Source organism: Capsulimonas sp., assembly GCF_039929585.1.
In the GTDB taxonomy this organism is placed as follows: Bacteria; Armatimonadota; Armatimonadia; order Armatimonadales; family Capsulimonadaceae; genus Capsulimonas.
In genome coordinates, this window is sequence record NZ_JBDSQY010000247.1 from 1 (window position 1) to 14,770 (window position 14,770).

The 14,770-nt window shown below is 59.8% G+C and carries 9 protein-coding genes; all 9 read right to left on the reverse strand.

What is annotated here, in order from left to right:
* Window positions 1-112: 112 nt before the first annotated feature.
* Window positions 113-1,249 carry a GntR family transcriptional regulator gene (locus tag ABIZ35_RS18755; protein WP_348221447.1) on the reverse strand — a complete coding sequence of 379 codons (1,137 nt, stop codon included), beginning with the start codon at window positions 1,247-1,249 and terminating at the stop codon, window positions 113-115.
* Window positions 1,250-1,437: 188 nt separating this feature from the next.
* Complete coding sequence (locus tag ABIZ35_RS18760) at window positions 1,438-2,253, reverse strand: AraC family transcriptional regulator (protein ID WP_348221448.1); 816 nt, start codon at window positions 2,251-2,253, stop codon at window positions 1,438-1,440.
* A 3-nt stretch (window positions 2,254-2,256) separates the two neighbouring features.
* The gene (locus ABIZ35_RS18765; RefSeq protein WP_348221449.1) at window positions 2,257-3,804 is read right to left on the reverse strand and encodes a LamG-like jellyroll fold domain-containing protein; all 1,548 of its coding nucleotides are present in this window, start codon (window positions 3,802-3,804) and stop codon (window positions 2,257-2,259) included.
* A 27-nt stretch (window positions 3,805-3,831) separates the two neighbouring features.
* Window positions 3,832-4,386 (reverse strand): hypothetical protein, encoded by a 555-nt coding sequence (locus ABIZ35_RS18770; RefSeq protein WP_348221450.1) that lies wholly within the window; start codon window positions 4,384-4,386, stop codon window positions 3,832-3,834.
* A gap of 108 nt (window positions 4,387-4,494) precedes the next feature.
* Entirely contained in the window at window positions 4,495-7,158 is a 2,664-nt protein-coding gene (locus tag ABIZ35_RS18775; protein WP_348221451.1) for a glycoside hydrolase family 3 N-terminal domain-containing protein, read from the reverse strand.
* A gap of 42 nt (window positions 7,159-7,200) precedes the next feature.
* Window positions 7,201-10,656: a GH116 family glycosyl-hydrolase gene (locus ABIZ35_RS18780; RefSeq protein WP_348221452.1), complete on the reverse strand. Its 3,456-nt coding sequence runs from the start codon at window positions 10,654-10,656 to the stop codon at window positions 7,201-7,203.
* Between the two features lie 77 nt (window positions 10,657-10,733).
* Entirely contained in the window at window positions 10,734-12,494 is a 1,761-nt protein-coding gene (locus ABIZ35_RS18785) for a glycosyl hydrolase family 28-related protein (RefSeq protein WP_348221453.1), read from the reverse strand.
* Between the two features lie 101 nt (window positions 12,495-12,595).
* A complete protein-coding gene (locus tag ABIZ35_RS18790; protein ID WP_348221454.1) occupies window positions 12,596-13,426 on the reverse strand; it encodes a DUF1559 domain-containing protein in 831 nt (276 codons plus the stop codon).
* A gap of 351 nt (window positions 13,427-13,777) precedes the next feature.
* The coding region (locus ABIZ35_RS18795; protein WP_348221455.1) for a substrate-binding domain-containing protein at window positions 13,778-14,770 on the reverse strand (993 nt) is incomplete at its 5' end.

Sequence of the window (14,770 nt, forward strand, 5' to 3'; positions counted from 1 at the left end):
TCTGGAGTGCCCGGAGGGGCACATCGTGCACTTCTAGGCGCGATTTCAATCGCCGGCAAAACGATATGCAACAAACCCAATTATACTATAGGGTTAAATTCGTGTCAAGAAGCTATTGGGGAGATGGCGTCTCTTTTTGCTGCGCCTGCCGCGCCGCGCGGAACTGGCGCGCGGTATCGCTCGTGATATGCGCGACGGCGGGATAAAGATCGGTCATCAGGCGCATCTGCTGCGGAGCGATCTGGGGGGAGTTCAGGCGCTGCTGGATGCGCTTCGCCACCATGGCGCCCATTTCGATGGGACGCTGGACAAGGCGGTGGACGCTGTGTGCGAGCGGCTGCATCCGTGGAGGCATGTCGTTAAAACTGAGGATCGCCAAGTCTTCAGGAACGGACACGCCGAGCTGAACGCAGGCTTCGAGGAGAGCCGCCATAACCGCGTCCTGCTGGCATGCGATCGCGGTGATGGGTTGATCCTCGCTCAGCAGCTCAGCGAGCACGGTTTCGACGCGGCCGCAGTACTGCTCCCAGGACATCGAGCAGGAAAAGCGCCGCACCCAGCGCTCCGGATCGTCCACCCCGATCTCCTGCTTCATGAACTGCTGGTAACCCGCGAACCGCTCGCGCACCGAGGAAACTAAGTGCGGGAACTCCATGAAGTAGGCGATGCGGGTATGACCAAGGGCGCGCAGATGCTGGAGGCCCATCAGCATGGAGCCAAAGTTGTCCGTCATCACGACATCGGCTTCGATCCCTTCGGGCATGCAGTCGATCAGCAGAAGCGGCTTGGCGGCGGCGGCCTTCTTCATCAGCGCCGTGTTTTCCGGCGCGCCGGTCGGATAGCAGATGATCGCGCTGCACTCGGCGACCGCGCGCTCCAGACACTTCGCCTCCTCGACCGCGCTGCCATGGGTGCTGAGGGGCACAAGCTGGAGACCGTCGCCTAGGTTCTCTTCGATACCGGCGGCGTAGGCGCCCTGCGGCAGGTCGGCATGGTTCGTGAAGATCAGGGCAACCTTGGTGGCGGGCATCGCGGATCGGTCGGCGACCACGGTGCCGATCTTGCGGCGGCGCACGACCCATCCTTCGCGCTGAAGCTCAGTCAGCGCGCGATGCACGGTCATGGGGCTGACATTCCACTGGGTCGCCATCTCCGTCTCCGACGCAATCCGAGCGCCGGCGTGAAGCTCCCCGCGCCGAATCGCCCCTTTGATCGAGGAGGCGATCGATACCCACCGTTTTTCTTGCAACGAATTTATCTTTCTCACGCGGCCCGAAAGCCGCTGCTGAAACTTAAGATGAGGAAATACACACGGATTTTACCCCGTTCCCACCCATCCGTCGCCGAATGGAAATCAAAAATGTGGGATGTATTCGTAATCTCAATCATAACATAAATTCGCCGCGCGAGCAATACCCTATAGCAAAATTGATATTCCTATCGTTTCCCCTGCTTTCGGATCTGGCTGGGCGTGCAGCCCATGCGTTTCCGAAACAAACGGTTAAAATGCTCCACGCTGGCGAAGCCGCAGGTCGAGGCGATATGCCCGACCGTCATGGGGAGATGGACCAGCAGCGCCTCCGCATGCCGCAGTCGTACATTGAGCAGATCGTTCATGGGACTGACGCCGAACTGGCGTGTGTAAACAGTCGCAAACCATGTGGGATGCCAATTTCCCTGAGAGGCCATCTCCGCTACGGTCCATTCATGAGCCAAATCGGCGTGGACCCGCATACGAATATCGCGCAGCGTGCGCTCCTGGGTCCGCTGCGACGGAGTCAGGGAGTTATCCAGATCCGACTTCAGGGCGCCGAACTCCCGGAACAGCCGGCGGATCAAGTCGGACACCGCGTCCTGCCAGTGAAGCGGCTGCTGGACGCGCTCCTGGCGTACTTCTTCCAAAATCGGCCGCAAAAATGGGAGATCGCCCAAATCTATCACCGTGTTGATGGGGATTTCGTACTCGGACAAACACGCCGCCACGCCCGGCCCGTCGAAGTGAAACCAGGTGTTGAGAAGATCGGCGCTTTCCGCGCGCACAAGCCGCCGGTCGTCGGGCGCATGCACCAGGCTCACGCCGGCGGGCCATTCACGCACGCCGCTCGAGTCGCTGAGCACGATGGGGCAGTTATAATACGAGAACGTAAAGTAAGGGGTTTCGTTGTACGGATCCATCTCGAAGCCGCGGGCGTGGATGGCGTCGATCGCCATCTCCAGCACTTCAATCGTTCCTGGAGGCTCCATAATTCGCATGGATTACTCCTCCCGCCGATCTCGCGACAATTCCTCGTCGTCCCCGTGATAGAGCGTTTCGATCTCAGAGGTGGACAGCACACGGTCGTAAACACGCAGGTCGTCCATAGCGCCGGTCCAGCGGTCCCGAATGGTGTCCATAACCTCGCATCCGCCTAAATAGGTAGCGCGGTCCGCGCGCCAGGGTGTGTGATAGGGAGTTCGTCCGTCCAAAACGCCGTCGATATAGAGCCGGATTTCGCAGTTCTCGGCGTCGTGGACCCCGGTGACATGGCGCCATTCGCCGTCGCGGCTGGGCGCGGAGCTTGCGACAAAGATCGCCAGGGGGTCGCGCTCCGAAACCGTGACGGCGAATTTAAAGCCGCCTTCCTGCGAGATATACTGGAGATAGAATGCGCCGTGGTGAAGGTTGCCGATGCTGATCGCCGTCATACGCCCTTGTTTGTCATGGCGCAGCCATGCGGACACGGTATAACTGCCCGAAGTGTCAATGACGGTTTCCGCGATCACGGCGTGCCCGGTCCCGTCAAAGTACAGGGCGCCGCCGCCCAAACGGCCTTTTTCCTTGGTCACCCCGTGAAACAGAGCCGCCGGAGAGTGCTTGCCAAGATCGTCCTCCACGGCGGATCCGTCTTGATCGAAACTCCAGTGACCGGCTGGACGGATATAGAGAAGATCCACCTTCTTCGCCGCCCTGGTGTTTTCCCAAAGGTCCTCGCTGGAGCCGGAGATCGCGGGAAAGGCGCGAGCCTGGGCGGATTTTCGCGGAGAACGCCCCATCCGCTCGCGAAACAAGACGTGAAAATTCGATCCCGTGTTGAAGCCGAAATGCTGCGCGGCCTCAACCACGGTGATGGGCAGATGTCGCAGCAGCATCTCGGTGTGGCGCAGGCGTACGTCGATGAGGTCGTCGATCGGGCCGGCGCCGAAACACGACCGGTACGCCACAGCGAAGCGCTGGGGGCTCATGCTCGCAATGGCCGCCATGTCCTCCACCGTCCAGCGCCGCTGCAAGTCTTTGTAGACCTGGGCGCGCACGCCCTGCATCGTCGCCAGCATATGCCGCTGGTAAGGGGAAATCTCCACTAAGTCGGTCTGAAAAAGCGCGCGGGAGAGACGCCGGAAGATAGCGCGGCAAACTTCCGTCACCGAGTCTTCCCAGTGCCGATGCTTGCGCGCTTGATGCTGGAGCGCTTCGCGCAGCAGCGACGCGAGGAAATCGGGGTGAGGGGTTTCGACCGCCTGATTGACGGGGATCCGATAGCGCTCAATACACTCGGCGACGCCCGCGCCCGAAAGCTGGAGCCAGGTATGCGTCAGCGCCCCATCCGCCCGGAAATACTGGCGCTGCCCCGGCGCATAGAGGATAAACACTCCGCCGGAATATTGACGGCGGTCCCGGCTGTCCAGCAGCGTAACGGGGCTGTCGAAAAACTCAAAGAGATACTCATCGCTCCCCGTGCGGCGATCAACCGTATATCCCATGTCATGGGCGGCGTCGATCCCGACGAGAGAGAGTGAGATCGGATATGGATATGGCTTTGCGTTCATGGGCGGCTATTGCGAACTATAATATTTTCATTTTACCACCTTCTCGGAAAAGTCCAGCGAGTGTGGATTGGCGATAGGCTTACTACGCCGCCAAAGCCGTTCGAATTTAATGGTTCCTGGAAATCCGTTGCGATATCCGCCATCAATAATATATTGAGATTTCGCTCGCCATTTTTTCGGCGACCAATCTGCTCCTCCATACCACGTGATTACTTTATCTACGATTGCTTGGGAGCTTTCTCGGTCGTTATCGGAAATGGCGGCCATACGGACGGCAAAATGCGGCGAATGCCGACGAGCTGCGCGCTGTAGATCCGGCGTCATCACTCCGGCAATCACCCGGACATCAACACCGCGCCTGCCTGCCCGCAGCAAAGAGCTAAGCAGCACAGGATCTTCAAGACGAGAGCAACGAATACAAATCGATTGCTTCGCCTGCTTGAAAAGACGCTTGAGTACAGTTCGCTCCGAGCTATTTTCCGTAGCAATTACTGCCGCGGAAGCAGGCAGGCAGATTACGCAGCATACGGCAAGTAAGATCAAGCTACGGAAGGCGGTTCGCAGCGGCTGTACGATACACATCTTGGCTCCTCGTCAAACGAATTGACATGCTCTTTGGGGGATATTCATTCTTTATACCTCCCAATGGCGCGTATCCTAATTTCGTCAGACAAGACCCAAGGCGATATATCAATCCACAATCCGGAACCGAGCCGCAAGCGTCGCGTCCGAGCTGCCGCCGACGTAGACATCGAACTCGCCCGGCTCCACCACCCGGTTCAGATGGCGATCGATCAGCGATAGTTCGCGGTGCCCCAGAGAGAACGATAGGGTTCGCTGCTCGCCGGTTTTCAAGTGGATACGTTCAAATGCTTTGAGCAGGCGAACCGGAGTGGTGACGCTGGCGACAACGTCGCGCAGGTAGAGCTGGACGACTTCGTCGCCGTCGCGGTCGCCAGTGTTTGTCACCGTGACCGAGACCGTGAACTTTGTCGCGGCGGTTTCTTCCGGCTCGACGGTGAGGTTCGTGTATGCAAATTGCGTGTAGCTGAGACCGTGTCCGAAGGGGAACAGCGGACGCCAGTCGAGATCGACATAGCGCGCTTCGGTGCTGTGCTTGTGGTCGTAGGTCAGCGGCAGCTGGCCAAGGGATTTCGGGAACGTGACCGGGAGACGGCCAGCGGGGTTGTAGTCGCCAAACAGTACTTCCGCGAGCGCCACGCCGCCGACTTCCGACGGATACCAGGCTTCCACGATGGAAAGGATATTTTCGGCGGCCCAGTTGATCGTCAGCGGCCGGCCATTCATCAGGACAACGACGACTGGTGTTCCGGTCGCGTGGACAGCTTTGAGAAGCTGCATTTGATCTTCGGGCAGATCGATATTCGAGCGGTCCATGCCTTCGCCGGAGATGCCGGGAGGCTCGCCGAGGGCGATGATCGCGACATCAGCGTCGGCGGCGAGCGCCACCGCCGCTTCCAGATCGCCCGCCTTCCGCGCCCAGCCGACGCGAACGCTGGCGCCGCCGCTCATCTTTCGGTATTCGACGGTGAGTGCGTAGGAGCGCCCAGCCTCCAGAGAGATCGGTTTTTGGAGAGCGGCGCCCGGCTCCCAGCTGTTGAGGATCAGGTCATCGTCAAGCCAGACACGCATGATGTCCTGCGGCGGAATACTGAAATAGCCGTCGGCCGTGACATCGGGGGTCAGGACGCCGGACCAGCGAACGGAGAAACCATCCACGGGAATGCCCGCTGCAGGAAGCGCGGCCACCCAGTTGAAATCGATCGTGGGATCAATGCGACGCACCAGCGGCTCTGCGTCCATGTTCGCATTCACGAAGAGCTCGGCGCGCAGTCCCACCCCGCCGTCGTGGTTCAGCCAGCGCTCCGGGAGAGCCGAAGCGCTGGTGGAGGCGCCGGTTCCGTCCGCGAACAGCACTTCCGTACTCGGCGAGACGGCGGATTGGACGCCGGCGAGCAGCGAAATCGCCTCTCCTCCGCCGCTGCTGGAATAGTCTCCCGACCGCGCGTGCGCGGCGTTCGGGCCAAGCACGGCAATGCGGGGCAGATCCTTGCGCAGCGGCAAAAGGGCGCTGTCGTTCTTCAGCAGGCAGATCGATTCGCGCGCCGCCTGCAAGTTGACCGCGCGGTGCTCCGCGCTCAGCTTCACACGAGAGGCTAACGCCGTATCGATCATCGGGTTTTCAAACAAGCCAAGACGAAATTTGAGGCGCAGCACGCGGGACACGGCCTGATCGACAACTTCGATGGGCAGCGCGCCGCTTTCGACGCCGTCGATGATCGCGGCTTCGAAGACGTCGTGATCGAAATCGTAATACTGCATGTCCATGCCGGCGGTGAGCGCCTGCCGGACCGCGTCGGCGGGGTCGACCGCTACGCGATGGCGCTCCAGCAGCAAGCGAATAGCGCCCAGGTCCGAAAGCACCATCCCCTCGAATCCCCATTGGTCGCGCAGGATGCCCGTGAGAAGGTCGCCGTTCGCCGCGCAGGGCACGCCATCGATCTCGTGGTAGGCGCACATGATCCCAAGCACGCCACATTCACGGATCGCCGCCTCAAAGGGCGGCAGCATGGTCTCGGCCATCTCGCGCGGTCCGGCATGCAGCGGCGCCGTGTTGCGTCCGCCTTCCGGCGCGCCATGCCCCGCGAAATGCTTGGGCTCGGCGGCGGCGGTATGGTCGCTCGCAAGCGTCTCGCCCTGCATCCCTTTGATAAAGGCGACACCGATCCGGGCGACCAGATGCGGGTCTTCGCCGTAAGTCTCCTCCGTGCGTCCCCAGCGCGGATCACGCGCCACATCGAAGACGGGGCCAAAGGCGAAGTGGATATTGGACGCCCGCATTTCCGCGCCGACCACCGCCCCCACTCTTTCAATCAACGCCGGGTTCCAGGTGGACGCCAGGCCAATAGACTGCGGAAACGAAGTATTGCCGGGCGAACACAGGCCGTGCAGCGCCTCTTCAGCGAATAGCACGGGAATGCCAAGACGGGAGTTTTTGCGGATCCAGTCTTGTACGGCGTTGGGAATTTCCGAGGTGGGAGGGTAAAGATCATGGATGGCCCCGACCCCGGCGTCCCCCAGCAGCGTCTCCGCCGACGCTTCGTCGAACTTGGCGTCCAGCGCCATCATCGTATGATTGCGCATTCGATCGACGAAGTGCTCGCCCATGTAGAGATCGAGCTGACGCGCCTTTTCCAGCAGAGTCATGCGGCCAAGCAGATCGGCGATCCGCTCGGCTTCCGGGCGCGTGCTGTCCCAGTAAATCGCCGTTTGTTCGGCGGGAGGCGCATCGGTGAGGACGCCGGTATTTTGCGAGTTATCGTAAACGTTCATAACTTATTTCCAAACAATGTGATACGGAGAGCTTCTCAAGCCCTACTGGGCATACGCAGCGATTTCCGCGACAGACCACCAGAGGCTATGTTCGCCGGTGCTTGTGACACGGAAGAAGCGCGCCTCGACCGGAGTGAAGCCGATCGTCAGAACGCCGCCCTTGACTGCGGCGACCGTGGCTTCCGGCGTCGCCTCAGCGACAGTCGACCAGGCGTTTCCGTCCTTGCTCGCCTCAACCTTGTACCCCTGCGGGAAGTCGCCGGGAAACTGAGAGTCGTCCAGCACGAGCCTTGCAACCTTTTGCGCCGCGCCCATGTCCAGCGTGAAGGCGTCTCCCGCCTGAAGTCCGCGCCCGGTCGTCCAGCGGGATTCCGGGTTGCCGTCCAGCGCGTCCTGACCGATGATCGACGCCAGCTGCGGGTTGTCGTGCAGATTGTCCGTGACCGTCCATTTTGTCGCCGGCAGTCCGGGCCGGTTGAGCGGCGCCCGCACTTCGAAATTGACGATGTCAGTGCGCTTCGGGATGGCGAGACGACCGATCTGCGACGAGAGATCCAATACTGCGCCTTCCTTGACCGTGAACGGCGTGGCGAGCGTGATCGGCTGAGCGTCGCCATCGGCCGCCACGGAGCGGATCGTCACCGTTTCCGGCGCCGAATCCCCCTTGGCGCCCGGCAGATGGTAGAGCGCGTTCTGCAGCTCGGCGTTCGCGCCGAAGACTTTGCTGATGGTAAGCGTCAGCTTGTTCTTGGCCGGGACGTAGTCCAGCGTTCCCCAGAAGCGCGACAGATAGACAGGGATATGCATTTCGGTCTGCGCCGACGCAAGCCGGGGCGAGACATACAGTCGGCCGTTGGGAACATCGATCGATGTTCCGCCGAGCGCGTTCAGTACGAACCACGTCGTTGGACAGGTCATGTACGTCGGCAGCCCACCCTTGCGCCCACTCGAAGCATCGTAGCAAAGTGACTGATCCCATGGGCTGTTGTTCTCCTCCCAAATGGAGAAGTACAGGCGGCGAATGGTTTCCAGACCATCGTCCACATAGTTATCGTAGATCGCCTCGCAGCCGAGATACGGCTCGTGCTGAAGCGAATAACAAGACGCCGTAGTGATCTTCCCTTCGGTCGTCACCTGCATCGGCGGCATCGGGAAGAACGGCTTCTGGTGCCGCGCCATAGTCTGCGCGATGCTCTGGTGGACGATCTTGTCATCCAGCGTCGTCGGCAAGCCGGAAATGCGCGTCATCCAGTCGCCAGCCAGATTAGCGATAAAACTATCGTCGACCGTGCGCCCCGTGGACGGCTGCTTCCACTTGCGGAAATATGTCCCTGTCCAGAGGTTCTTCATGACGGAGGCTTGTACTTTGCCAAACGTCTTATTGTACTTGACGGCCTCTGCGGGAGCGGAGACAGCCGAGGCGGCGCGCAGCGCGCCAAGATAGCATGAGGCCGAGTAGATGAACTGGCCCCGTGGAAGCGTCTCATAATCGTAGGTGCTGCCGCCGGCGGGGATGAATTCATAGTCTTCACCGTCCTTGCGCAGCCACTCCATGGCGTTCTGGATATGTGGGCGCGTGCGCTCTAAAAACGACTTGTCCCCGGTCCATCGATAGAGCTTCACCGCCTGGCTCACCCAGGATGTCGACAGGTCCGGCCAATCCGTGATGCCGTAATTGACATGCGGCGTCACCATCGCCACATGGACATTACCGTCGAAGTGCGTAATGCGGCCATCGGGCATCTGGCATGCGGCGAACTGCTCCAGCTCCGCTCGGTCCAGTTCGGGGAAGAAGGCGGTCATAAAGGCGTGCGACGCCATCCGCTGATCCATCGTTCCCAGCGCTCCGCCCATCTCGATCGGGCTTTCCAGCACGCTGAACTCGCCCTTTTTGGTCAGGACGGTGTTGGAGAACATCGGGAAAGCGCAGTTGATGAGCTTGAGCTTCAGCCAGAATGGGATGTTCGATTTCAGGACGGGATCCTGCCAGGCCTTTGTCTCTTTGAGCAGGCGATCGGTGTTCTTATCGGCGTAGTCGGCGATTTTGAGGCCGTCGCTCCAATAGTTCTGCCAGAAATGCCCGGCCTGCGTGTTGTCGATCGTCAGATCGGCGTGCGGCATGCGCGCCGTCACGTTTGTTGGGTCGAGCACGGCGTCCTGCTCTTTGACGCGAACGCCCATCCCATAGATACTCCAGAAGAGACCGTCGTCGCCAAGGTTCGTCAGGCGCACATAGCGTCCGGCGGTCGGGGTCAACGCGACTTTGGCGAGTGACTCGAACATCTCTTCCTTGGTCTTTTCCGCCACGGTCGTCCAGGCGTCCTTGTCGTTCGAGACTTCGACTTTCAGGCCGCGCGGATAGTCGCTGGGCGATGCGCCTTCGCCGCTCTTCAAAATCAGCTCCGTCGGTGTGAGCGTCTTGCCGAGATCGACGATCAGACTGTCCCCGGTATGCATGCCGCGCTGGGTCGTCCAGCGCTCGGAATTCGTATCCGTCAGGCTGGGAATACGAGCCGGCGCTTCGTCGTACGTTCCCGTGTAGTTTTTGATGGGGTTGACCATCAGCATATTGGGCATTGCCCACACAACATAGTAGTGCAGGGTGCGCATCTCGCCGGGAGCGAGCGTCACGGTGGCAGCGACCGCGCCGGCGGGCTGTGGGGCTGCTCCTGGAATCGATGCGGGAAGCGTGCCCGAGGCCGCGAAGTCGCTCCAGAAGGAAGGCGTCCCTGCGCCGGCGTCCCAGGCCGTACAGGTTGAGACATCCACGCCGGCGTCCTTACGAACGCTCACGAAGTCTTCTCCCAGCACATTCTGCCGCTGATCGTCGTACTTCTGCGTGGTCGTATAGCGCAGGCCCGTGAGCTGTCCAACGGTCGCCACGCTTTGCGCGTTTCCGCTCAAATCTTCCCAGGTGACGCCGCCCTTGCCGCCCCACCCCAGCAGGTTCGGCCAAGCCAACGCGATTGTCGCGCTGACGGATTTATTCGTGGGATTAGTCAGAACATAGTCGAGGCATGCGATGGGCAGGCCAGAATCCTTGGCGTTGTGCGGAATTAATGGCGAAAATGCATTCAGGCGCACCTTGATCGGCAGATCCGGGTCGGTGTAGTCGAGCTGTGCGCGGGGAAACCAGCCTTGCATTTTGGTGTGCGCAACGTTCTGGACGCCGGCATACTCGCCATCGCTCTTGAGACGGAGCATTCGGGCGACCGGCTGCCCACCGGCGCTCTTAACGCGGACGGCGGCGAACGCGCCTTTTGCCCAGGCATACGGGCGATCCCAGTTGTGCTGGTTCGTGAAGTTGCCGAACGAGCCATCCGTCATCAATTCAATCTTGCCGACGCCGATTCCGCCCAGCGGCAGGCCGGACTGCCATCGCTTGTCGACAATCGAGCCGGTCGCCGGCTCAAACGAGTTTACCGGAGCCGCCGAAGCCAGGCTCGCCGCCGCCAGCGGCAGCGAGAGCGCTCCGATGAGAGTACGTATCTTAACCATGATCTTATCTGCCTTTAACGTGCATTTATTGCAATTTATGATGTGTAGGTGTTCGGCCCCTCCGCCCCACAGGATTACTACTCATTAACCACCTTGGCCGCCGCCGGTCCGCCAGTAGATTTCATCTCCACACCGAAGACCCGAGCGCCAAGCAGGCGGGCGTCATTGCTGCCGGGGATGACCTTCGATGGCGACCATGCCTTCCCCGCGATTTTGACGTCAAGGGCGCTGCGCCCCTTGGTGGCCGAAGCCGGAATTTGCAGAACGAGCTTTTCGACTTTGCCGACCGACGCCGCCTTCTTAACTCCCGCCGCCAGGAGTGTTTGTATGGGTGTGTTGCCGCGTGTCAGAAGCCAGACCGTCAGCGTGTAGGCCGCGCCCGGCTTCACGGGGAGTCGGAGCGAGGCGTCGCCGGTCGTCCAGCGCGCCGTTTTGAACTGTGAGCGAATGCTGGGCGGATCGCTGTCCGCGTCCTCGCCGCCGCCCCATCCGTCGCCGAGAAACTCTTCATCGCCGCTGGCGCCAATGTTGATCCGATAGTGCGCCGTCAGCGACTCCGGAAATTGGTAGGCGATTTCGTTCAGCGCGATCTGGGCATAGGCGCCGATCTTGTTCTCCACCACCAAGCCCCCGGGCTGCGAGTTGGCGGTGACAATCGCCGAGCGCACTCCCGGCTTTAGGGATACAGATTTTCCCGTGGCGGCAAAGCTGTTGCTGCTGACGATCAGGTGGCCCTTATCGGCTTGGATGACGCCGCCCTTCGCCCCTTCGGCGAAATGGCAGGCGTTGATCGTGACTTGCGTATTGCCGTGGACCTGGATGGCGCCGCCGGGCGTCGTCCAGAAGTTGCAGTTGACGAACTGCGCCGCGCCGGTCGCCGTGGGCGAAATGACGATCCCAGCGTTGGGTTCACCGACAAACGCCGTGAACTCGCCGTTTGTTACCTGAATGCCGATGCCCTGAAGATGATCCACCAGCACGCCGATGGCGCAGGCGTCCGCGCCGATTCCCATAAACTGCCCGTTACACGAGCCTTCTGGGGTCTTGATAAACCGATAGCCTATCTTCGCGCCCCAGACAAAGGTGTTCAACACATATTCCCAGTCCGAGCGTCCGAAAATAAACGCTTCCAAATTTTTCTCGGTAAAGCCGGTCACATATCTGCCGGTATCGCCTTTCGCCAGCTGGATCGAAGGGTATCCGCTGCGCATCCAGTAGTGTGTGTTGAAGTGAACGTTCTCGATCCGGCCGATATCCGTGGTGGAATCGATAAAAACGCCGCGCCGCAGTACGCACCCGAACACATTTCGGATCAAATGCAGCTCGCTCGACGGCTGACCGATCTTGATGCCCTGGTAGGCATTGACCAGCGTGACGTTCTCAACCGTGTTGTGCATCCCGTAGCCATGGATGGCCCAAGGGTACGGAACGATGTTGTCGGCCGTTTCTTCCGGCCAGACCATCGTGACGCCTGTCAATGAGCTGCTTTGCTGAAGCGTGATTGCGGCGGGACCATTCTCCTGCCCGCGCCCGCCGGTGAGCAGCAGCGTCGTCCCGTGATCCCAGGCGCCATGATGCGGCGTTTCCCAGGTTCCTCGAAGCGCGACGCCCGGCGGCACCTTCAGACTGCCCTTGATCAGATACTGGCCTGCCTCCAGGGAAACGTCCGTCCCGCTTTTGCCTGCCGCATCCAGCGCGGTTTGCAATGCGGTCGTATCGTCTGTAACACCATCCCCGGCAACTCCCGGCAGCGTTTGCGCCGCATAAACCTTAGCGTCAAAAAGGAGCCCTAGCAGGGCGCAGATGACGGCGGCAGCGCGGAGTTTCGTATATTTCATTTCCCAGCGATCTCGTAAAACATTTCACCGACTCAAAAAGAGAGACGGCGACTCTCGTCGAAAGTCGCCGTCCACTCTTAGTCCCTAAACCGTCAGCAGATTTAGTTGTACTTCTGGCTCAGAGCAGCCATCGCGGCGACCGCGCTTGGGTTAGGCGTATCGCAGTTGATCGCATCTCCGCCCTGTGCGGGGTCGGTCGGGTTGATCTTGCAGTTCGTATCGCCATTGGCGTAAGCGCTGTAGGGATCGACCTGGCCGAACTGGCTGAGCGGCGTGACGAGATCGACGGGCTTCATGGATTTGGCGTGACCATCACAGTAAACGACATTGACCCGCCCCACATGGCCGGCGAACATCGCGTTGTACATGCTGGCGCTAGTCGCGTTGGAGGCGTCGCAGACGGCTCCGCCGCAGGACCACCAGTCTGGCCAGTGCGTGTGAGCGTCGCCGGCCTGCGATTCCGAGATCATGATCTTGGAGGCCGGCTTGTCGATTCCCGCAATGCCATGATACGGCGAGTAGTTCGGCTGGCCGCCGTTCAAGAAGCCAAGGTCAGCGTTCATGGCGTAAGAAGCCGGGATTTTTGGGTCCTGGCCATCGCTCTGCCCCATCAACCCGCCGTTGACATTAAGCACTTTGGAGTTGGATGGGCAGACGAACACCTGGAGGCTCTTCACATAAGGGAAGATCTCTTGTCCCCAGTTTATGCGGGGTGAGCGGTTGGCGTCCCAGGCCGCGGGCAGCCGCTCGTCGTTGTCCTGCACGTACTGCAGGAAGCTGAGTCCGAGCTGTTTTTCGTTGCTCAAACACGAGATCTGGCGGGCCTTCTCCCGCGCTTTAGCGAAGACAGGGAAGAGAATCGCGGCAAGTATCGCAATAATTGCGATAACAACGAGAAGTTCGATAAGAGTAAAGCCTTTTCGGATGTTCATAGTATTCCTCAATGTAACGAAATGAAACTAAATACGCCGCTTGGACGAATAAGATACAGAGGCGCGTTCCTCATGTATTTATTATATAGCAGTGATCGCTCTAAGTCTAGTCTCAATCCCTTCGATTTATTGATCTATCCTCTTGTCATTATTGATAATTATTCATACTTAATTCAATAATAACTTTCACATATACTATATTGTAATATGTATATAATTCTAGGGTTTGTTGCACTCATTATAATTCATCAAATTTAGAGTGTCTAGTCGCTATTCCTTCATTTTCTTGATCTATTCTCAGGATTGAGAATTCAAGGAATTCACGATTGTTGACTGTAACGCCAAGCGATCTTACCGAGAGCGACATGACTGACGGACGATGAGCTTGGTCGGCAGCAGAATGTGCTGATAGGTGCGCTGTTCCGGCGCCATCAGTCGTTTGAGCAGCAGCTCCGCGGTGCGCTCGCCCATAATTTCAAAGGGCTGGCGCATCGTTGTTAGGAACTGCGGTGAGGGCGAATAGCGATCCATATCGTCGAAACCAATGACGCTGATATCTTGTGGAACGGAGAGTCCGATCTCTTTTGCGGCCGCAACGTAATAGTGGGCGAGCAAATCGTTGACGGCGAACACCGCCGTGGGCGGCTCCTCCAGAGCGGCCAGTGACGCGGCGGCGAGCTGAAGCTGTTCCTTCAACGTGACGATATTCAAGCTGAGCGTGTACGGCGGGCGGCAAATGAGCTCTGAAGCCGGCACGATGCCGGCCATATTCAGGGCGCGCTTGTATCCGGAGAAACGCTGGTCGATCGTCGTGATGTTTTCCAGTGGCGCGAGAAATGCAATACGTCGGTGCCCCAGGCTCAGCAGATACTCCGTGGCTTCCTGGCCGCTGCATTCATCATCCACGCCTACAAAGTCGCAGTCAAGCGCGGCCGGATAGCGATCCATGAAAATGACAGGGACGCCACGGTCCATAATCCGCCGGATTTGTGGCAGCGTGGTTTCGCCGCCGCTGTGCCAGATGATGACCCCGGCGACGCCCTCGGCTTCCACGGCGTCGAGCGCGTGGGCTTCCAGCTCCACGATCCGCTCCGGAGTGTCGCCATGTGTGTCGAACGTGAGCAATCGGCAGTTGGCTTCTTCCGCCAAAAACTTATGATAGATTGCGCGAGGGATCGACTGCGCGCCGAGATCCGTCGGGTTGAACGATTGATCGTAAATCAAAGCGATCATGCGGGGAGCAACGGACTTTGGCGTTTGATCGGCCCGGGCGGCGTCGCCGGCGTTCCCAACAAACGTCCCTCGCCCGCCGTCGGCGCGCAGCGCGCCGTCGGCCAGCAAACC

Bases quoted from the DNA above. Each gene is read 5' to 3' on its own strand.
- ABIZ35_RS18775 (WP_348221451.1), bottom strand. From the start codon at position 7,158: ATGAACGTTTACGATAACTCGCAAAATACCGGCGTCCTCACCGATGCG.
- ABIZ35_RS18760 (WP_348221448.1), bottom strand. From the start codon at position 2,253: ATGCGAATTATGGAGCCTCCAGGAACGATTGAAGTGCTGGAGATGGCG.
- ABIZ35_RS18765 (WP_348221449.1), bottom strand. From the start codon at position 3,804: ATGAACGCAAAGCCATATCCATATCCGATCTCACTCTCTCTCGTCGGG.
- ABIZ35_RS18770 (WP_348221450.1), bottom strand. From the start codon at position 4,386: ATGTGTATCGTACAGCCGCTGCGAACCGCCTTCCGTAGCTTGATCTTA.
- ABIZ35_RS18780 (WP_348221452.1), bottom strand. From the start codon at position 10,656: ATGGTTAAGATACGTACTCTCATCGGAGCGCTCTCGCTGCCGCTGGCG.
- ABIZ35_RS18785 (WP_348221453.1), bottom strand. From the start codon at position 12,494: ATGAAATATACGAAACTCCGCGCTGCCGCCGTCATCTGCGCCCTGCTA.
- ABIZ35_RS18790 (WP_348221454.1), bottom strand. From the start codon at position 13,426: ATGAACATCCGAAAAGGCTTTACTCTTATCGAACTTCTCGTTGTTATC.